Annotated in this window: 22 protein-coding genes; 12 read left to right on the forward strand and 10 right to left on the reverse strand. The window is 35.2% G+C overall.

Annotated elements, in window-relative coordinates; translation table 11 throughout:
- The first annotated feature begins 47 nt into the window (after positions 1-47).
- From ubiD to U9966_RS01500, 11 genes are all read left to right on the forward strand, one after another.
- Positions 48-1514: a 4-hydroxy-3-polyprenylbenzoate decarboxylase gene (gene ubiD, locus U9966_RS01450; protein WP_306347519.1), complete on the forward strand. Its 1467-nt coding sequence runs from the start codon at positions 48-50 to the stop codon at positions 1512-1514.
- A gap of 137 nt (positions 1515-1651) precedes the next feature.
- The gene (locus tag U9966_RS01455) at positions 1652-2050 is read left to right on the forward strand and encodes an ATP synthase subunit I (RefSeq protein WP_213156445.1); all 399 of its coding nucleotides are present in this window, start codon (positions 1652-1654) and stop codon (positions 2048-2050) included.
- A gap of 27 nt (positions 2051-2077) precedes the next feature.
- Positions 2078-2869, forward strand: coding sequence for a F0F1 ATP synthase subunit A (gene atpB, locus U9966_RS01460; RefSeq protein WP_211599403.1), 792 nt, complete (start codon positions 2078-2080; stop codon positions 2867-2869).
- A 108-nt stretch (positions 2870-2977) separates the two neighbouring features.
- Positions 2978-3232 (forward strand): F0F1 ATP synthase subunit C, encoded by a 255-nt coding sequence (gene atpE, locus U9966_RS01465; RefSeq protein WP_211599402.1) that lies wholly within the window; start codon positions 2978-2980, stop codon positions 3230-3232.
- Positions 3233-3300: 68 nt separating this feature from the next.
- Positions 3301-3771 carry a F0F1 ATP synthase subunit B gene (gene atpF, locus U9966_RS01470; protein WP_306347520.1) on the forward strand — a complete coding sequence of 157 codons (471 nt, stop codon included), beginning with the start codon at positions 3301-3303 and terminating at the stop codon, positions 3769-3771.
- Positions 3772-3783: 12 nt separating this feature from the next.
- Positions 3784-4317, forward strand: a complete 534-nt coding sequence (gene atpH / locus U9966_RS01475; RefSeq protein WP_306347521.1) for a F0F1 ATP synthase subunit delta — start codon at positions 3784-3786, stop codon at positions 4315-4317.
- A gap of 12 nt (positions 4318-4329) precedes the next feature.
- Positions 4330-5871: a F0F1 ATP synthase subunit alpha gene (gene atpA / locus U9966_RS01480; RefSeq protein ID WP_306347522.1), complete on the forward strand. Its 1542-nt coding sequence runs from the start codon at positions 4330-4332 to the stop codon at positions 5869-5871.
- A gap of 24 nt (positions 5872-5895) precedes the next feature.
- Positions 5896-6762, forward strand: coding sequence for a F0F1 ATP synthase subunit gamma (gene atpG / locus U9966_RS01485; protein WP_306347523.1), 867 nt, complete (start codon positions 5896-5898; stop codon positions 6760-6762).
- Positions 6763-6779: 17 nt separating this feature from the next.
- Positions 6780-8156: a F0F1 ATP synthase subunit beta gene (gene atpD / locus U9966_RS01490; protein ID WP_211599397.1), complete on the forward strand. Its 1377-nt coding sequence runs from the start codon at positions 6780-6782 to the stop codon at positions 8154-8156.
- Between the two features lie 37 nt (positions 8157-8193).
- Positions 8194-8613 (forward strand): F0F1 ATP synthase subunit epsilon, encoded by a 420-nt coding sequence (locus U9966_RS01495; protein WP_211599396.1) that lies wholly within the window; start codon positions 8194-8196, stop codon positions 8611-8613.
- Between the two features lie 103 nt (positions 8614-8716).
- On the forward strand, positions 8717-9199 hold the full coding sequence (locus tag U9966_RS01500; RefSeq protein ID WP_306347524.1) for a chorismate--pyruvate lyase family protein: 483 nt from the start codon (positions 8717-8719) through the stop codon (positions 9197-9199).
- Between the two features lie 77 nt (positions 9200-9276).
- Here U9966_RS01500 and U9966_RS01505 read toward each other — a convergent pair whose 3' ends face one another.
- From U9966_RS01505 to U9966_RS01540, 8 genes are read right to left on the reverse strand one after another with little or no spacing between them, the layout of a single operon-like run.
- Positions 9277-9579, reverse strand: a complete 303-nt coding sequence (locus U9966_RS01505; RefSeq protein ID WP_306347525.1) for a hypothetical protein — start codon at positions 9577-9579, stop codon at positions 9277-9279.
- On the reverse strand, positions 9576-9971 hold the full coding sequence (locus U9966_RS01510; RefSeq protein ID WP_306347526.1) for an immunity 22 family protein: 396 nt from the start codon (positions 9969-9971) through the stop codon (positions 9576-9578). Before U9966_RS01510 ends, U9966_RS01505 begins: the two co-directional genes overlap by 4 nt.
- 2 nt (positions 9972-9973) lie before the next feature.
- Positions 9974-10444 carry a hypothetical protein gene (locus tag U9966_RS01515; RefSeq protein ID WP_306347527.1) on the reverse strand — a complete coding sequence of 157 codons (471 nt, stop codon included), beginning with the start codon at positions 10442-10444 and terminating at the stop codon, positions 9974-9976.
- Between the two features lie 48 nt (positions 10445-10492).
- Positions 10493-10675 carry a hypothetical protein gene (locus U9966_RS01520; protein WP_306347528.1) on the reverse strand — a complete coding sequence of 61 codons (183 nt, stop codon included), beginning with the start codon at positions 10673-10675 and terminating at the stop codon, positions 10493-10495.
- Positions 10676-10696: 21 nt separating this feature from the next.
- Positions 10697-11182 carry a hypothetical protein gene (locus tag U9966_RS01525; RefSeq protein ID WP_306347529.1) on the reverse strand — a complete coding sequence of 162 codons (486 nt, stop codon included), beginning with the start codon at positions 11180-11182 and terminating at the stop codon, positions 10697-10699.
- A 36-nt stretch (positions 11183-11218) separates the two neighbouring features.
- Positions 11219-12202: a virulence RhuM family protein/type II toxin-antitoxin system death-on-curing family toxin gene (locus tag U9966_RS01530; protein ID WP_306347530.1), complete on the reverse strand. Its 984-nt coding sequence runs from the start codon at positions 12200-12202 to the stop codon at positions 11219-11221.
- A gap of 46 nt (positions 12203-12248) precedes the next feature.
- On the reverse strand, positions 12249-13694 hold the full coding sequence (gene tldD / locus U9966_RS01535; protein WP_306347531.1) for a metalloprotease TldD: 1446 nt from the start codon (positions 13692-13694) through the stop codon (positions 12249-12251).
- Between the two features lie 48 nt (positions 13695-13742).
- Entirely contained in the window at positions 13743-14300 is a 558-nt protein-coding gene (locus U9966_RS01540; RefSeq protein WP_306347532.1) for a DUF1287 domain-containing protein, read from the reverse strand.
- A gap of 317 nt (positions 14301-14617) precedes the next feature.
- Here U9966_RS01540 and U9966_RS01545 point away from each other — a divergent pair, with 317 nt between their 5' ends.
- Positions 14618-16006, forward strand: a complete 1389-nt coding sequence (locus U9966_RS01545) for a tetratricopeptide repeat protein (protein WP_306349286.1) — start codon at positions 14618-14620, stop codon at positions 16004-16006.
- Between the two features lie 124 nt (positions 16007-16130).
- On the opposite strand, the gene tuf is transcribed toward U9966_RS01545, so the two are convergent.
- Together tuf and fusA are read right to left on the reverse strand one after the other, a co-directional pair.
- Complete coding sequence (gene tuf / locus U9966_RS01550) at positions 16131-17315, reverse strand: elongation factor Tu (protein WP_306347534.1); 1185 nt, start codon at positions 17313-17315, stop codon at positions 16131-16133.
- Positions 17316-17377: 62 nt separating this feature from the next.
- Entirely contained in the window at positions 17378-19486 is a 2109-nt protein-coding gene (gene fusA, locus U9966_RS01555; protein WP_306347535.1) for an elongation factor G, read from the reverse strand.
- Positions 19487-19527: the final 41 nt, after the last annotated feature.

Genomic DNA, 19527 nt, shown 5'->3' on the forward strand with positions numbered 1-19527 from the left:
AATTTCGTTATACTGCAATCAATATTCAAATAAAGGTTAAAAGTGGTATGAATTATAAAAATCTGCGTGAATTTTTGGATTTACTTGAGCAAAAAGGACTGCTAAAACGAATCTCTCAAGAAATTGATCCTAATTTAGAAATGACAGAAATCGCTGATCGAACTTTACGTGTTGGTGGTCCTGCTCTGCTTTTTGAAAATCCTAAAGGCTATACTATGCCTGTTTTATGTAATTTATTTGGAACGCCTGAGCGTGTTGCTTTAGGAATGGGACAAAATGATGTTAAAGCATTACGTGAACTAGGTAAATTATTAGCATTTTTAAAAGAACCTGAACCGCCTAAGGGTTTAAAAGGGTTAATGGGACAACTTCCTCAGTGGAAACAAGTGTTAAATATGCCAAGTAAAACTGTCACAAAAGCACCTTGCCAACAAATAATTTTAACTGGGGATGAGGTGGATTTGTATCAATTACCCATTATGAAATGTTGGCCTGATGATGTGGCACCTTTAGTGACTTGGGGACTGACAATTACGCAAGGTCCTTACAAAAAACGCTTAAATTTAGGAATTTATCGCCAACAGTTATTAGCAAAAAATAAATTAATTATGCGTTGGCTTTCTCATCGAGGAGGAGCATTAGATTTTCAAGAATGGCAACAACAACACCCTAATGAACCTTTTCCTGTTTCTGTCGTGTTAGGAGCAGACCCTGCCACTATTTTAGCGGCGGTAACGCCTATCCCTGATACACTTTCAGAATATGCTTTTGCTGGATTATTACGTGGTAATAAAACGGAAGTCACTAAATCTATTTCTAATGATTTAGAAATTCCTGCCAGTGCTGAGATTGTATTAGAAGGTTATATTGATCCAAATGAAACGGCATTAGAAGGTCCTTATGGTGATCATACGGGTTACTATAATGAGCAAGATCATTTTCCTGTATTTACTATTACCCATATCACAATGCGAAAAGATGCTATTTATCATTCTACTTACACGGGTCGTCCACCTGATGAACCTGCGGTATTAGGTGAAGCCTTGAATGAAGTTTTTATCCCTATTTTACAAAAACAATTCCCCGAAATTGTGGATTTTTATTTACCTCCAGAGGGATGTTCTTATCGTTTGGCTGTCGTTACTATAAAAAAACAGTATGCAGGACACGCCAAACGTATAATGATGGGTGTTTGGTCTTTCTTACGTCAATTTATGTATACCAAATATGTAATTGTGTGTGATGATGATATCAATGCTCGAGATTGGAAAGATGTGATTTGGGCAATCACTACTCGTTGTGATCCAGCCCGTGATACCACAATGATTGAACATACTCCAATTGATTATTTAGATTTTGCTTCGCCAGTAGCGGGACTTGGTTCCAAAATGGGCATTGATGCTACCAATAAATGGCAAGGTGAAACGAATAGAGAGTGGGGAACACCGATTATTAAAGATCCAAAGATAGTAAAAAAAATAGATGATATTTGGAGTGAATTAGGAATTGACTAAAATAATTTCTAATCAAAATTATATTTGTACAATTTAAAAGATTTATTGTTGAATCGCATAGGTAGATGTGTATAATCTACAGGTTGCATAACAATAGGCTAGTAACAGTTAATTTTATTAATTTGATGGGATATTAAATGTCAGCGGTAATCAATCAGGCAAAGCAAACCTATTTAAAAGCAATAAGAATCACACTGTATATTTTAATAGTAAGTTCAATAAGTATTAGTGTCGTTAAATTTAACTCACTTTCTTCTTACATTTTGGGAACTGTTGCGGGTTTTATACCCCATTGTTTGTTTACTTATTGGGTATTTTTTAGAAAGTCATCCCAAGAAAAGCAACAAATCACTGTCTTTTATACAGGTGAAGCGATAAAATGGTTGGTTACTATTGTTCTACTTATTTTGATTTTTAAATTTTATTTAAAAATAGATGTAATTGTGTTTTTTTTAGGGTATTTTTTAATACTTATATGTAATAGTTTAGTTCCTTTTGTAATAAAAAAAGAAGGAATTAAAATAAAAAAGAATTAACATTTCTTTTATTTAGAAGGGTAAATTATGGCTGGGCAAACTACTGCTGAATATATTACACACCATTTAACATTTTTAGCTTCTGGTGATTCATTTTGGAGTATTCATTTAGATACACTATTCTTTACTTTTGTATCTGGTGCCTTATTCCTTTGGATCTTTCGCAAAGTTGCTAAAAATGCAACATCTGGTGTTCCAGGTAAATTACAATGTGCTGTCGAAATGGTGATTGAATGGGTTGATGGCGTGGTTCGTGACAATTTTGAAGGACCTCGTAATGTTGTTGGACCTATTGCATTAACAATATTCTGTTGGGTATTTATTATGAATGCAATCGATTTAATCCCAGTCGACATACCACCACAAATGGCTCATTTGTTTGGAATTGAACACCTTCGAGCTGTTCCAACAGCGGATATTAATTCAACATTGGGACTTTCTATCTGTATTTTCTTCTTAATTATATTTTATACAATAAAATCAAAAGGTTGGAAAGGCTTTGTAAAGGAATATACTTTACATCCTTTTAATAATCCAATAATGATTCCTGTAAATTTAATTTTAGAAGTTGTTACTTTAATAGCAAAACCAATATCATTAGCTTTTCGTTTGTTTGGTAATATGTATGCGGGAGAATTGATTTTTGTTCTAATCGCTGTTATGTACACTGCTGATAACGTTTTATTACAAGTTTTAGGTTTACCATTGCAGTGGGCTTGGGCGGTATTTCATATTCTAATTATCACCTTACAAGCATTTATTTTTATGATGCTAACGATAGTATATTTGAGTATTGCTTATAACAAATCAGAGCATTAACTATTTAAAATAGAATAACAAATAATAATGTTATTCTGCTTTTAATTATTAACTTTTTATTAACCGACCCTTTGGGTCAATTTCCTTTAACCTTAATTGGAGAAAACTATGGAATCTGTAATTACAGCAACAATCATTGGTGCATCAATCTTACTTGCAATTGCGGCACTAGGTACAGCAATTGGCTTTGGTATTTTAGGTGGAAAATTCTTAGAATCATCTGCTCGTCAACCTGAGTTAGCAAATAGTTTGCAAACAAAAATGTTTATTGTTGCAGGTCTTTTAGATGCTATTTCTATGATTGCTGTAGGTATTGCGTTACTATTCATTTTTGCAAACCCATTCATCTCTTTACTATCATAGTAATAGTCGGATTTTTTATTAACAATAGTTACTCTTTTAGAGTGATTAATCCGATTTAAGGAGGCATTGTGAATTTAAATGCAACATTAATTGGTCAAATGATTACATTCGTACTATTTGTTACGTTTTGTATGAAATATATATGGCCAAGAATTATAACAGCAATAGAAGAGCGTCAAGCAGAAATTGCTAATGCCCTTGCTTCTGCTGAAAAAGCGAAACAAGAACAAGCTGAAGTAAAAAATCTTGCAGAACAAGAAATTTTAAAAGCAAAAGAAGAAGCGCAACACATTGTTGATTTGGCAAATAAACGTCGTAATGAAATTTTGGATTCTGTCACAGCCGAAGCAGAGATTGAGAAAGCACGTATTATTGAACAAGGTTATGCTGAAATTGAAAATGAGCGTAAACGTGTTCAAGAAGAGCTTCGTCAAAAAGTCGCTGCCTTAGCTGTTGCAGGAGCAGAGAAAATTGTGGGTCGCAATATTGATGCTGCGGCAAACAATGACATTATTGATAAATTAGTTGCAGAACTATAATAAGGAGGAGCTATGTCAGAAATTAGTACAGTAGCTCGCCCCTATGCTAAAGCGACTTTTGATTTTGCTTTAGAAAATGATCAGTTAGATAAATGGCAGGAGATGTTACAATTTGTCACACTTGTTATCCAAGATGAACAAGTAACAAATTATTTAAAATCAGCATCATCGCCACAGCAAATTTCAGAAGTCATTATTGGAATTTGTGAAAATCAGCTCGATCAATATGGGCAAAATTTCATTCGTATTATGGCTGAAAATCAACGTTTAACGGTGTTGCCTTCAGTATTAAAAGCATTTATTCAATTGCGATCAGAGTATGAATCAATTAAAGATATTGAAGTTATCTCTGCAACAAAGTTAAGTAAAGCTAATGAAACTAAAATCGCAACAGCGATGGAGAAGCGACTTAATTGTAAAGTGCGAATTGTCTCTAAGGTGTCAAAAGAATTAATCGCAGGTGTTATCATTCGTTATGATGATATTGTGATTGACAGTAGTAGCCGAGGACAATTAGATCGCTTAGCAAATGAGTTATGCTTGTAAGAGGAATAAAATATGCAACTAAATTCAACAGAAATTAGTGAGTTAATTAAAAAACGAATTGCCAAATTTGAAGTGGTTAGTGAAGCTCAAAGTACAGGTACAATCGTTTCAGTAAGTGATGGTATTATCAAAATTCATGGTCTTGCTGATGTAATGCAAGGCGAAATGATTGAATTACCTGGCAATCGTTATGCAATCGCATTGAACTTAGAAAGAGATTCAGTGGGTGCGGTAGTAATGGGACCTTACGCAGACTTAGCCGAAGGTATGACAGTAAAATGTACTGGTCGTATCTTAGAAGTGCCTGTTGGTCGAGGGTTACTTGGTCGTGTTGTAAATACATTGGGTCAACCTATCGATGGTAAAGGGGAAATAGAGAATGATGGTTTTTCTCCTATTGAAGTCATTGCTCCAGGGGTAATTGAACGTCAATCCGTTGATCAACCTGTTCAAACTGGTTATAAAGCTGTCGATTCAATGGTACCAATTGGTCGTGGTCAACGTGAATTGATTATCGGTGACCGTCAAACTGGTAAAACAGCACTAGCAATTGATGCTATCATTAACCAACGTGATTCTGGTATTAAATGTGTCTATGTTGCAATTGGTCAAAAAGCATCAACTGTAGCTAACGTAGTACATAAATTAGAAGAACATAATGCACTACACAATACCATTGTGGTTGTAGCAAGTGCATCAGAATCAGCTGCATTACAATATCTAGCACCTTATGCTGGTTGTACAATGGGTGAATATTTCCGTGATCGTGGTGAAGATGCATTGATCATTTATGATGATTTATCAAAACAAGCCGTGGCTTATCGTCAAGTATCACTACTTCTTCGTCGTCCACCAGGTCGTGAAGCATTCCCAGGTGACGTATTCTATTTACATTCACGTTTATTAGAACGTGCTTCTCGAGTAAATACTGATTACGTAGAAAAATTCACCAACGGCGAAGTTAAAGGTAAAACAGGTTCATTAACTGCATTGCCAATTATTGAAACTCAAGCAGGTGATGTTTCTGCGTTTGTACCTACTAATGTAATCTCTATTACAGATGGTCAAATTTTCTTAGAATCAAGTTTATTTAATGCGGGAATTCGCCCAGCGGTAAACCCAGGTATCTCGGTTTCTCGTGTAGGTAGTGCTGCACAAACTAAAGTTGTTAAGAAATTGTCTGGTGGTATTCGTACCGCACTTGCACAGTATCGTGAACTAGCAGCCTTTGCGCAATTTGCCTCAGATCTTGATGAAGCAACACGTAAACAGCTTTCACATGGTCAAAAAGTAACTGAATTACTTAAACAAAAACAATATGCACCAATGTCTGTTGCACAGCTTGCGATTGTATTATTTACTGCTGAGTTTGGTTATCTTGATGATGTAGAACTTGAACGTATCAGTTCATTTGAAACTAGTCTTTTAGAGTATGCAGAAAACAATTATGCCGACTTTATGAAAGATTTAACAAAATCAGGCGATTATAATGATTCAATCAAAGATCAATTAACTGACATTGTTAAGAGTTTCAAAAAGAACAGTTCGTGGTAAGTTAAACTTTAGCGGAGAATAAAAATGGCAGGTGCTAAAGAGATAAGAACCAAAATTGCAAGTGTTCAAAATACCCAAAAGATCACAAAAGCAATGGAAATGGTTGCTACCTCTAAAATGCGTAAAACGCAAGAGCGTATGTCTGCATCACGTCCGTATTCAGAAATGATACGTAAGGTGATCAGCCATATTGCGAAAGGAAGCATTGGTTATAAGCACCCGTTTTTGGTTCAACGTGATGTAAAAAATGTAGGATATTTAGTTATTTCTACAGATCGTGGTTTATGTGGCGGTCTTAACATCAACTTGTTTAAAGCTACTTTAGGCAAGTTAAAAGCGTGGAAAGACAAAAACGTTAGTGTTGAACTTGGTTTGGTGGGTTCAAAATCTGTAGCGTTCTTTAAACCAACAGGGTTAAAAGTAACAAGTCAAGTTACAGGCTTAGGCGATAATCCACAAATGGAACAAGTTGTTGGCTCAGTCAATACAATGATTGAAGCGTATCGTAATGGTGAAATTGATGTAGTTTATATTGCATTTAACCGTTTTGTAAATACGATGACTCAAGAGCCTACAATTGAACAGTTACTTCCATTGCCAAAGCTCGATAACGATGATCTAAATAACAATGGATTATGGGATTATATTTATGAACCAAATCCAGAGGTATTACTAGATTCATTATTAGTACGTTATCTTGAGTCCCAAGTTTACCAAGCAATAGTGGATAATCTAGCTTCTGAACAAGCAGCTCGAATGGTAGCAATGAAAGCAGCAACAGATAATGCTGGTTCACTAATTGATGATTTACAATTAGTGTATAACAAAGCTCGTCAAACAAGCATTACAAATGAGTTAAATGAAATTGTGGCAGGCGCTGCTGCAATTTAAATAAAAGAGGAACGGTAATGGCAACTGGAAAAATAGTCCAAATCATCGGCGCAGTAATCGATGTTGAGTTTCCACAAAATTCAGTACCAAAAGTGTATGATGCCTTAAAAGTTGAGTCAGCAGGTTTGACCCTTGAAGTTCAACAACAATTAGGCGGTGGTGTAGTACGTTGTATTGCATTAGGTACATCTGATGGTTTAAAACGTGGCTTAGAGGCAGTAAATACAAATAACCCAATTCAAGTTCCAGTAGGAACGAAGACTTTGGGTCGTATTATGAATGTATTAGGTGATCCTATTGATGAAAAAGGTGAGATCGGAGAAGAAGAACGTTGGTCTATTCACCGTGAAGCACCAAGTTATGAAGATCAAGCAAATAGTACAGAATTACTTGAAACAGGTATCAAAGTAATCGACTTAATCTGCCCTTTCGCAAAAGGGGGAAAAGTTGGTTTATTCGGTGGTGCTGGTGTAGGTAAAACTGTAAATATGATGGAGTTAATCCGTAATATTGCAATTGAGCATTCTGGTTATTCTGTATTTGCAGGGGTAGGAGAACGTACCCGTGAAGGTAACGATTTCTACCATGAAATGAAAGACTCTAATGTATTAGACAAAGTATCACTGGTTTATGGCCAAATGAATGAACCACCAGGTAACCGCTTGCGTGTTGCATTAACGGGTTTAACAATGGCCGAAAAATTCCGTGAAGAAGGACGAGATGTATTATTCTTTGTCGATAATATTTATCGTTATACTCTTGCAGGAACCGAGGTTTCAGCTCTTTTAGGTCGTATGCCATCAGCAGTAGGTTATCAACCAACATTGGCTGAAGAAATGGGTGTATTACAAGAGCGTATTACTTCAACTAAAACAGGATCAATTACGTCAATCCAAGCGGTATATGTACCAGCCGATGACTTAACTGACCCATCACCAGCGACGACCTTTGCTCACTTAGACTCAACTGTGGTACTAAGCCGTCAAATTGCATCTTTAGGTATTTATCCTGCGATTGATCCTTTAGATTCAACTTCACGTCAATTAGATCCATTGGTTGTAGGTCAAGAGCATTATGATACCGCACGTGGTGTTCAAGGAATATTACAACGTTACAAAGAGTTAAAAGACATTATTGCCATTCTTGGTATGGATGAATTATCTGAAGAAGATAAACTCGTGGTATCTCGAGCACGTAAAGTTGAACGTTTCTTATCGCAACCATTCTTCGTTGCTGAAGTATTTAATAGTACTCCAGGTAAGTATGTATCTTTAAAAGAAACTATTCGTGGTTTTAAAGGTATCTTAAATGGTGAATATGATGACATTCCTGAACAAGCATTCTATATGGCAGGTTCAATTGACGATGTTATTGAAAAAGCACAAAAAATGTAATTGTTCCCTAAACCATAGGGCATAAGGAGAACAAGATATGGCGACTGAATTTGAACTGACTGTCGTAAGTGCAGAAAGTAAAATTTTCTCTGGCAAAATTACAAGTGTTCGTGTTTCAGGAATTGATGGTGAATTAGGGGTTTATGCAGGGCATACCCCCTTACTCACAGCAATTCAACCGGGAATGGTGAAATATACGCTTGCTGATGGTAGTGAGGATGCAATTTATGTTTCTGGTGGATTTTTAGAAGTACAACCAAATATAGTAACAGTACTGGCTGATATAGCAATTCGAGGAGAAGAGCTAGATCGACAACGTATTCTGGAGGCCAAACGCCAAGCAGAAGAAAATCTTACTAAAACAAATAATGCAGATCTTGCAGCAAAACTTGCACGAGAAATCGCAAAATTACGCGTTTATGAAATTACTCATTCTCAATTGATGAATAAACGTTAAAAAATTATCCACACCTTATCTAAGTGAAAAAATAATTAACTGCGATAAGGTGTCTATTTTTGTAAATTTCTTATAAAATCATACCGCTTATTATATTAAAATAATGAATAATAATTATCAAAATATACTTTCCAATCTTTATTTTGAAGAAAATAATAAACATTTATTATCAAAAAAACACAAAGACTGGTTATTATATCAACATTCTCTCACACTCAAATTACAGCAATACTATACCAATATCACCGTAAAAGTAATTTCTCAAAAATGGGTATCTGATACCAATTTCGATATCCCGATCTGGCAACGTGATATTTTATTAATGGGAGATAACACGGAAATTATTTTTGCTCGTACAACCTTACCACAAGCAACCATTAATAATGTTGCTCACGATATTTTAACTTTAGGTAACAAATCCATTGGCTTATGGTTATTTCCCCAAAATCCTGAACGTACCCACTTAGAATGGACACAAGATCCTGAGACCGAATTATATGCTCGCCGTTCAACATTACTTCTGAAGGGCTATCCGTTAGAAATTACAGAACTATTTTTAGAAAATTTTACTTTTCCAATAAATTAGATATTTCATTGCATAGAAGCTACTTTAATTATTGTCATCGCAGGAAATATGCAAATTTTTACAAAGATCATACCGCTTTATTTATCTAACTTTATTTTACATTCAGCACATACTACCTTGTATTTAATATTTTCAACGATCTCATAAATATCATGCTCACCTACATCAATATATTTATTACAGCTTTCGCAATAATCAGTAAAAATATTTTTACACCAGGTAGTACGAGTTTCAAAGCACTTATCACAAACATATAAATAATTTGCAAAAATACGACAATTTACGTTATCCCAAAAATTAACAACTTGTAAAAGATCACCTTCCTCTATTTTATAACCACAGTTTTCACACTGATTTTTAGAAAAATGGAAGCCATTCATTTCACATATTCCTTTTTAAATACAAATTGAATGGGTGCATTTTTCATCGTCATTCCCTGATAAGCAAATAAATTTTCATTTTGATCTTGTGTACCAAATAAAAATGAAATGGAATTATATTGAGATAAATCTAGCTCTTTTAATTTTGCAATAAGTTCATCAAAAAAATACTTAGAATCAAATAAATAATCTTTATTATTCAATAAATTATTTATTTCTAAGGTTTCAAACCACCAACTTTCAATAAAATCCTCATCATAATAATCTAAACCTGTATCTTTACATAAATGGGATACTTCTTCATTTTCATAATTAAAACTTAAATAGTTATCATATAACTCTTCTTCAGAGCTGAAATATCCAATCCAAACACAAACCACATTATTATTCATTTCTATTTCTCTTTTTGAAAAGTTATTTCTATTTTATCTACCCATTGAGAGGCAAAAGCTTCGACATAATCAATGAAATTGATAATATTATCAAATGTATAAAAAGTAAATTCAGGCTGATTTTCTATAAAACTAACATTATCAAAACAGTGATCAGGAGCAAATAGCAACACTGCTTTTGTATGTGGATCATACAATGTCAAATTTCCATTAGCCTCTTCTGAAAAGCAAATAAAATCACTACAATTTATAGGTTTTTTATTTTCTTCGAAACATAGCTCCTGATAGTAATCTATTGATGCTCCAATTCCACAAATGCATTTACTACCCATAAACACAAAATTTTGGTTTTCACAAAGGCTTCCTTCTGGTGGATTATAAAATTCTTGAATCCCACCGATTTCTGAAAGTAATAAAAGATGCTCTTCAATCAAATTTAACTTTATATTTTCAGTACACTCAATTTTACTCAACCAACCACAAGAGAGATTATCCTTGTTTGTCCAAGAATATAATCTATATTATTGATCATTAATTTTCAAATTTAATATAGTTGAAGCATCGATTAAACTTGCAAGACAAGGAAAGGTTTTTCGGAATTTTAGAGTAAGAGGCACAATTTTTATATCTAAAAACTCAACTTTATCTGATTTTTTAATAAACCAAGAGGCGTATTCTTTAAAGGCTTCAAAATCTGCATTCATTTTAAATTATCCCTTTCGTACCTAAACCACAAATAATGTCTCTTTATAAAAACCAAAGGGATAGTGTCCTTTATGATAAATATCTACCACCCTTTTCCATTGATTACCCAACTGCAAATAATTTTCAAGAAAGTATCCGCTGAAAGCACAACTTGCTGAGTATTTGAAGCATTGATGAAAATTATGCTGCTTTACGTTAAACAAATTTTCATCTAATTTTGCTATTTTTTGGAAAATCATTTTACTTATTTGTACCTTTTGCTTTACAAGTGCTTTGGGGGTATAGATATCTTTATAAAAAGGATCCTCTATCACTTTCAAACTTGAAGGAAGGTATTCCATTTTATTAAAAAGTCCTTGAAAATCAGTAGTATAATTATTTATAAAAGCATCTTCTAAGCTTTTTATTAAAATAATATTTTCTCCTAAAAATTCATTAATACCAGCACGACTAAAAAACTGTGTTTCTTCTATTTTTTGTAAAATTTCATCGAAATTTGTTTTCACTGGTTTAATCCTTTCTTTTTTATAACATTGTTTAATTTATTTTTTTAACATATGTATAATCAGTTTAATCAAAGTCTCTTTTTGTTTTGGATCAGATTCAGCCACCAGCAAGGTTAGTGCAGCTAATCCTGTATCATTAATCACAACATTACCATCAGTATTAAATAGTCTATTGTTACGATGTAAAAAATCAACAAAAAGAAATGCGCCACTACGCTTGTTGCCATCTGAAAATGGGTGATTCTTAACGATAAAATAGAGTAAATGAGCGGCTTTTTCTTCAATACTTGGATAAGCAGGCTCGCCAAAAACACTTTGACTAAGGTTACCTAAAATTGCACTTAACCCATCATCTCGCTCACGTCCAAATAATTCTGATGCTTCGCCTCGAGATATCAATTGTTGTTTTAACTCACTTAATCCTATACGAGCCTGTTCAACACTAGGCAACTCCCCACCTAGTTGTGTTTTAGGTTCAGTCAATAACCCTTCATCATACTGTTGTAGCCACAAAAAAGTTTGCGTATAACGACTAACAATATCCACCAAACCTCTACCACTCTCTACAGTTAATTCAGATGAATTTGCTGTTTTTTGAATAAGTGCAAGGGCTTGTTGTAATTCTTGACTATTTTGTAGTAAACGCTGTTGATTAATCGCATAACCCTTAATCAAATAATCTTTTAATCGAGAGGTTGCCCAGCGGCGAAATGCAACACCCTGCCTAGATTTCACACGATAACCAATTGAGATAATCATATCTAAATTATAATGTTCTATCTCTCTTTTAATTTGCCTACTACCCTCTTGACGAACTATCCGGAATTTCCGGATAGTTGCAATTTCCTCTAATTCTTGCTCATTAAAAACATTTTTGATATGTTCATTAATTGTTCTAACATCTTTTTCAAACAATTCCGCCATTTGAGCTTGTGATAGCCAAACAGTTTCATCTTCTAAACGCACATCTATTGCAACATTGCCATTATCATCTTTATAAATCAGTAAATCACTTTGCATCTACTTACCTCTATTATTTTTGCAAATTTTCACAAAGATCGTACCGCTATCCACGCCCTCCAACAGTAATTTTATCTAATTTAACCGTTGGTTGCCCCACGCCAACAGGAACACTTTGTCCTTCTTTTCCACAAGTTCCAACACCTTGATCTAATTCCATCGTTTTACCAACCATTGAAACTTGTTGCATTGCTTCAATACCACTGCCAATTAACGTTGCCCCAGTTACTGGTTTAGTTATTTTGCCCTTTTCAATTAAATAAGCTTCAGAAGTAGAAAATACAAATTTTCCTGATGTTATATCAACTTGACCACCACTAAAATGAGGGGCGTATAACCCTTTATCTACAGAGGCAATCATCTCATCAAAGCTACTATTTCCTTCCGTTAAATAGGTGTTCGTCATTCGTGGCATAGGTAAGTGTGCATAAGACTCACGTCGTCCATTACCTGTTGGATCAACACCCATTAAACGAGCATTGAGTTTATCTTGCATATAGCCTTTTAAAATGCCTTTTTCAATTAACACATTACGTTGTGAAGGAACGCCTTCATCATCAACAGTTAATGAGCCTCGTTTATCTGCGATAGTGCCATCATCCACAATAGTACAAAGAGGTGAAGTCACCATTTGTCCAATTTTACCCGTGAAAAGCGAGGATTTTTTGCGGTTGAAATCACCTTCTAAACCGTGACCCACTGCCTCGTGTAATAAAATACCTGGCCAACCTGCCCCTAAAATAATTGGCATAACACCAGCAGGTGCTGTAATCGCATTTAAGTTTACTAATGCTTGGCGAACAGCTTCTTTTGCCATATAAATGGCTCTTACTTCACCTTGTGAATTGGGTTCTAAAAAATAATTGAGTGAGAATCGTCCACCTGCACCCGTGCCACCTCTTTCTCGTTTACCATTTTGTTCAACTAGAACAGAAATAGATAAACGAACTAAAGGGCGAATATCAGCGGCAACTGTGCCATCTGTGGCTGTAATTAACATTTCTTCATATAATGCAGAAAGCCCTGCATTCACTTGAATAACTCGAGGATCTTCAGCTCGTGCGGTTTTATCAACTAAATGCAATAACTCAACTTTTTTCTCACGGCTCATTGTTTCAAGAGGATTAATTGAAGGATAACGAATAATCGCATTGGTTTGTTTAAACGATTGAATATTTAAATGTCCACTTTCATTGGTAATACTTCTTGCGGCATTGGCACATTGTTCTAACTGATTAAAATTGATCTGATCGGTATAAGCAAAACCTGTTTTTTCCCCTGCAACAGCTCGCACACCCACGCCTCGATCAATATAAAATCCTCCTTCTTTAATAATACTATCTTCTAACGACCAGTTTTCATCCATACTCAGCTGGAAAAAGAGATCCCCATAATCAATTTGACGCGTTGAGAACATATCTAAGATATTATGTAATTTTGATAATTCTAACCCACTTGGAGCAAGTAAACGTTGAGATACGGTATTTAACATTTTTATTCCTTATTATTAAGCGGTATGATTTTAACAGATTTTTGCAATTTATTTACTCGGAATTCGAAAAATACCTGTAATTTTAAAATCATAGAGTATATTATTTTCTTGAGTGCCATAACCAATATTATGAATAACTAAAGGAACATTACCTGATTTTTTATCTGAAATAATCCCAATATGCGTAATACCTCGCCCTAAATCCCAAGTCACAATATCACCACTTTGAAACTTATCGGTTTTAATTTCATAGCCTCTTCGTTTAAAGTAGGTCGCTATATTAGGGACTCGGCGGTGATCGATATTTTTATCCGTCTTTTTTAATCCCCATTTTTTAGGATATTGATTAAAATGCTGTTGCATATCTTCGTGAATAAGTTTTTGTAAATCCATACCTTGTTTTCTTAATGCTCGAATTACCACATCCGTACACACCCCTTTTATCATAGGCACATCTCCCATTGGATATGTGAGTTTGGTGTAAGCAGGATCATAAAACAGTGTTTTTCCAATTTGAGATCGAGCATCTTTAACCAGTTGCTCACCAGACAAAGCCAATAATTGAGTACTAAAAAAAGAAAATAATAAAAGAAGAATAAATCGCATAACCGCCTCTGTTGAATAATAAGATAACGTTAAGGTTAAAGAAAATAGGAGTTTTTTGCAAATTTATATCAAGATCGTACCGCTTAATTGAAGATATGATTATCTCCTTTTGATGTCTATAACATATTGATTTATAATTTTATTTATAGAAATATAGAATGCTACTCCTCCACGTTAGATAAAAACCAAAATTTTACATTTACCCTGTTTTCTATTTTCAATACCTTAGCCTTAATTTGCAATAGAAAAATAAATCGCCTATTATAATAAAGAGAATATTAATGAACTTATACAAACTTTTAATGGAGGATTGCATAATGAAACAGTGGCAGAAATTCAAAACATTATTATCAAAACATAAATTACTCAGTGGTTTAGGTACTGCTGTTATTGTTTTTATATTAACTCTTATATTTAATCCCCCAACATCAGAAAAAGAAGGAAGTCAGGTAGCAGAAGGGGGAAACATAACTAATGTCACAGGAGGAAACAATGTCCAAATTCATCAAGAGATTACTAATAATTATAACTTCACAGAAGAACAAGTATATGAAATACGAAAAAAACGAATTGACCAAGTTTTATTAGAAAAAGAGAACACAGTAAAAGAATTACAAGAAATCAATACAAAACTCCAAAGTGGGGCTATCAAGGACAACCTGCTGATAACACTATTAAAAGAAAAAGCGACTAGATTAGAGAAAGAAAATTATCGCATAAACAACGAATTAAAAGAACTAAAAAATACAACAGCCGCCACATACAAACAAACAATACAATTAAAACAAGAAATCGAAAAAAACCTTCTTACTTTACAATCAAAACAACCTAAAGCAGAAATAGCTCAAGTTTTAAAAGAGCTACGTAATAATCCTGATACTCGGAAAACAGAAAAAGACCTTGATGAAATTGTTGAATCAGGAGCTAAAGAAATCGCCCCAGCAGCTTATGAAAGCGGTAGATTAGCAGAAAACCGTGTGGATTACCGCAAAGCAATGAAAGCATTTACTAAAGCGGTAATACTTGATGAAAACAACCCTGATTATTTACTTAAAGCAGCACAAATGGCAACAAAAGTAGGTGATTTTGACCAAGCAAAACAATGGTTTGAAAAACTGATTGAACTTACTCAACACGATACCAATAGCCTTGATTATGCAAATGCTCAAGGCGGACTGGCTGGGGTCTTTTATGAACAAGGCAAGTATGATAAAGCTGAGCCTTTATACAACAGGGCTTTGGTAATCAGAGAAAAGGCTTTGGGTGAAAATCATCCTGATGTGGCAACCACATTAAATAATCTCGCAGCACTATATTACGCACAAGGCGAGTATGCTAAAGCGGAGCCTTTGTACAACAGGGTTTTGGTAATCAGAGAAAAGGCTTTGGGTGAAAATCATCCTGATGTGGCAACCACATTAAATAATCTCGCACTTTTATATAAAGCACAAGGCGAGTATGCTAAAGCAGAGCCTTTGTACAAAAGGTCTTTAGCAATAAAAGAAAAGGCTTTGGGGGAAAATCATCCTTCTGTGGCAACCACATTAAATAATCTTGCACTTTTATATAAAAAACAAGGCGAGTATGCTAAAGCAGAGCCTTTGTACAAAAAGGCTTTAAATATCTTGCACAAAATATTTCCTAAGGGTCACCCTGATATTGATATTATAGAAAGCAACTATGAAATGCTAAAAAACAAAAAATAGAACATAAGAATAAATCTAATACTAAAAAAGAAAACCCATCTATAAAACTAGATGGGTTTCTTAATATTCTGTTAAGGGTATATCTTGTGATACACCCTTTAGCATTGTGCTTAAATAAATCTAATTATTTAACAATTTTAGCAACAACACCCGCACCTACTGTACGTCCACCTTCACGGATAGCGAAGCGTAAACCTTCGTCCATTGCGATTGGGTGAATTAGGCTTACTACCATTTGAATGTTATCACCTGGCATTACCATTTCTACACCTTCTGGTAATTCGATAGTACCAGTTACGTCAGTTGTGCGGAAGTAGAACTGTGGACGGTAACCTTTAAAGAATGGAGTGTGACGTCCACCTTCATCTTTACTTAATACATAAACTTCTGATGTGAAGTCTGTGTGTGGCGTGATTGAACCTGGTTTAGCAAGTACTTGACCACGTTCGATTTCTTCACGTTTTGTACCACGTAATAATGCACCTACGTTCTCACCAGCACGACCTTCGTCTAGTAATTTACGGAACATTTCAACACCCGTTACAACTGTTCTTGTTGTATCTTTGATACCAACGATTTCTACTTCATCACCAGTACGAACGATACCACGCTCAACACGACCAGTTACTACTGTACCACGACCTGAAATTGAGAATACATCTTCAATTGGTAATAGGAATGGTTGGTCAATTGCACGTTCTGGCTCTGGAATGTAGCTATCTAAATGGTCTGCTAATTCAAGGATTTTTTCTTCCCATTCTGCTTCGCCTTCTAATGCTTTTAATGCTGAACCACGAACGATTGGTGTATCATCACCTGGGAAGTCATAGTCAGAAAGAAGTTCACGTACTTCCATTTCAACTAATTCTAATAATTCTTCATCATCAACCATATCACATTTGTTTAAGAATACGATGATGTATGGAACACCTACTTGGCGACCTAAAAGGATGTGCTCACGAGTTTGTGGCATTGGACCATCAGTTGCAGCAACTACTAAGATTGCTCCGTCCATCTGTGCAGCACCAGTGATCATATTTTTCACATAGTCCGCGTGTCCTGGACAGTCAACGTGTGCATAGTGACGAGTTTCTGTATCATACTCAACGTGTGAAGTATTGATAGTGATACCACGCGCTTTTTCTTCTGGCGCATTATCGATTTGTGCGAAATCACGCGCTTCACCACCTGTTTTTTTAGCTAAAACAGTTGTGATTGCAGCAGTTAACGTTGTTTTACCGTGGTCAACGTGACCGATTGTACCCACATTTACGTGTGGCTTAGTACGTTCAAATTTTTGTTTAGACATTTGTCAATTTTCCTAGAAAAAGGATCTATAACACTTGATGTGTTATAGATCGGTTTATAAAATTACTTCTTACGAGCTTCAATAATTGCTTCTGCAATATTTCTTGGTGCTTCTGCGTATTTCAATGGTTCCATTGAGTATGATGCACGACCTTGTGTTTGTGAACGAAGATCCGTTGCATATCCGAACATTTCAGATAATGGAACTTGTGCACGAACTGTTTTACCAAGACCAGTATCATCCATACCTTCAACTAAACCACGACGACGGTTTAAGTCACCAATTACATCACCCATATACTCTTCTGGAGTTTCTACTTCAACTTTCATTAATGGTTCAAGTAGTATAGGCTCTGCTTTACCAAATGCTGATTTAAATGCTAATGATGCAGCTAATTTAAATGCTAATTCAGATGAATCCACATCATGGTATGAACCGAAGTGTAAACGAACACCGATATCAACTACTGGGTAACCCGCTAATGGACCAGATTTAAGCTGTTCTTGGATACCTTTATCAACTGCAGGAATATATTCACTTGGAATTACCCCACCTTTGATTTCATTGATAAACTCGTAACCTGGACCATCTTCCACTGCTTCTAATGGATATAAGTCGATCACTACGTGACCATATTGACCACGACCACCAGATTGTTTTGCGTGTTTACCTTCAACATCATTAACTCGTGTACGGATTGTTTCACGGTAAGATACTTGTGGTTTACCAACGTTCGCTTCAACTTTAAATTCACGACGCATACGGTCAACGATGATATCTAAGTGTAATTCACCCATACCTGAAATGATGGTTTCACCAGACTCTTCATCAGTGTGAACTCGGAACGAAGGATCTTCTTGTGCTAAACGACCCAATGCTAGACCCATTTTTTCTTGGTCGGCTTTGGTTTTTGGTTCAACAGCAACAGAAATTACTGGTTCTGGGAATTCCATACGCTCAAGAATAATTGGTTTATTAAGATCACAAAGCGTGTCACCTGTAGTCACATCTTTTAAGCCGATTGCTGCAGCGATATCGCCAGCACGAACTTCTTTGATTTCTTCACGCTTGTTTGAATGCATCTGTACGATACGACCAAAACGCTCACGTTTTTGACGTACAGAGTTCATTACTGTATCACCAGAGTTAACCACACCAGAATATACACGGAAGAAAGTTAAGTTACCTACGAATGGGTCTGTTGCAATTTTGAATGCTAATGCAGCAAAAGGTTCGTTATCATCTGCATTACGCTCACCTTCTGTTTCATCAAGGTTAATACCTTTAATTGCTGGAACTTCGGTTGGAGCTGGTAAATAATCAATAACTGCATCAAGCATTGCTTGAACACCTTTATTTTTGAATGCTGAACCACAAGTTACAAGAATAATCTCATTTGCAAGAACACGTTTACGTAAACCAGCTTTGATTTCTTCTTCAGTTAACTCTTCACCACCAAAGTATTTATCCATTAACTCATCAGATGATTCTGCAGCAGCTTCAACTAATTTACCACGCCACTCTTCACAAGCTTCAAACATATCTGCTGGAATATCATCATAGGTAAATGTCATACCCATATCTTCTTCATTCCAGTTGATTGCTTTCATTTTAACTAAATCAACCACACCTTTGAAGTTTTCTTCAGCACCGATAGGAAGTTGAAGAGTTATCGCTTCACCACCTAAACGTGTTTTAATTTGTTCAACAACACGTAGGAAGTTAGCACCCGTTCTATCCATTTTATTTACAAATGCAATACGAGGTACCTTATATTTGTTTGCTTGACGCCATACTGTTTCTGATTGTGGTTGAACACCACCAACTGCACAGTAAACCATTACCGCACCATCAAGAACACGCATTGAACGTTCTACTTCGATAGTAAAGTCAACGTGTCCAGGAGTATCGATGATGTTAATACGGTGTTGATCGTATTGTTGAGACATACCTTGCCAGAAGGTTGTTGTCGCTGCTGATGTGATTGTGATTCCACGCTCTTGTTCTTGTTCCATCCAGTCCATCGTAGCTGCACCATCGTGCACCTCTCCGATTTTATGACTAAGACCTGTATAGAATAAGATACGCTCAGTTGTTGTTGTTTTACCAGCATCAATGTGAGCACTAATACCGATATTACGATATCTTTCAATCGGGGTTGTACGAGCCATACTATTTCCTAACTATTTTAAAATTTTTTATATAACAAGGC

Source organism: Pasteurella atlantica (assembly GCF_963693435.1).
Classification (GTDB): domain Bacteria; phylum Pseudomonadota; class Gammaproteobacteria; order Enterobacterales; family Pasteurellaceae; genus Phocoenobacter; species Phocoenobacter atlanticus.

Excerpts from the sequence above, each read along its gene's own strand:
- ubiD (WP_306347519.1), top strand. The coding sequence starts at position 48 with ATGAATTATAAAAATCTGCGTGAATTTTTGGATTTACTTGAGCAAAAA.
- U9966_RS01455 (WP_213156445.1), top strand. The coding sequence starts at position 1,652 with ATGTCAGCGGTAATCAATCAGGCAAAGCAAACCTATTTAAAAGCAATA.
- atpB (WP_211599403.1), top strand. The coding sequence starts at position 2,078 with ATGGCTGGGCAAACTACTGCTGAATATATTACACACCATTTAACATTT.
- atpE (WP_211599402.1), top strand. The coding sequence starts at position 2,978 with ATGGAATCTGTAATTACAGCAACAATCATTGGTGCATCAATCTTACTT.
- atpH (WP_306347521.1), top strand. The coding sequence starts at position 3,784 with ATGTCAGAAATTAGTACAGTAGCTCGCCCCTATGCTAAAGCGACTTTT.
- atpA (WP_306347522.1), top strand. The coding sequence starts at position 4,330 with ATGCAACTAAATTCAACAGAAATTAGTGAGTTAATTAAAAAACGAATT.
- atpG (WP_306347523.1), top strand. The coding sequence starts at position 5,896 with ATGGCAGGTGCTAAAGAGATAAGAACCAAAATTGCAAGTGTTCAAAAT.
- atpD (WP_211599397.1), top strand. The coding sequence starts at position 6,780 with ATGGCAACTGGAAAAATAGTCCAAATCATCGGCGCAGTAATCGATGTT.
- U9966_RS01495 (WP_211599396.1), top strand. The coding sequence starts at position 8,194 with ATGGCGACTGAATTTGAACTGACTGTCGTAAGTGCAGAAAGTAAAATT.
- U9966_RS01500 (WP_306347524.1), top strand. The coding sequence starts at position 8,717 with ATGAATAATAATTATCAAAATATACTTTCCAATCTTTATTTTGAAGAA.
- U9966_RS01505 (WP_306347525.1), bottom strand. The coding sequence starts at position 9,579 with ATGAATGGCTTCCATTTTTCTAAAAATCAGTGTGAAAACTGTGGTTAT.
- U9966_RS01510 (WP_306347526.1), bottom strand. The coding sequence starts at position 9,971 with ATGAATAATAATGTGGTTTGTGTTTGGATTGGATATTTCAGCTCTGAA.
- U9966_RS01520 (WP_306347528.1), bottom strand. The coding sequence starts at position 10,675 with ATGAATGCAGATTTTGAAGCCTTTAAAGAATACGCCTCTTGGTTTATT.
- U9966_RS01530 (WP_306347530.1), bottom strand. The coding sequence starts at position 12,202 with ATGCAAAGTGATTTACTGATTTATAAAGATGATAATGGCAATGTTGCA.
- tldD (WP_306347531.1), bottom strand. The coding sequence starts at position 13,694 with ATGTTAAATACCGTATCTCAACGTTTACTTGCTCCAAGTGGGTTAGAA.
- U9966_RS01540 (WP_306347532.1), bottom strand. The coding sequence starts at position 14,300 with ATGCGATTTATTCTTCTTTTATTATTTTCTTTTTTTAGTACTCAATTA.
- U9966_RS01545 (WP_306349286.1), top strand. The coding sequence starts at position 14,618 with ATGAAACAGTGGCAGAAATTCAAAACATTATTATCAAAACATAAATTA.
- tuf (WP_306347534.1), bottom strand. The coding sequence starts at position 17,315 with ATGTCTAAACAAAAATTTGAACGTACTAAGCCACACGTAAATGTGGGT.
- fusA (WP_306347535.1), bottom strand. The coding sequence starts at position 19,486 with ATGGCTCGTACAACCCCGATTGAAAGATATCGTAATATCGGTATTAGT.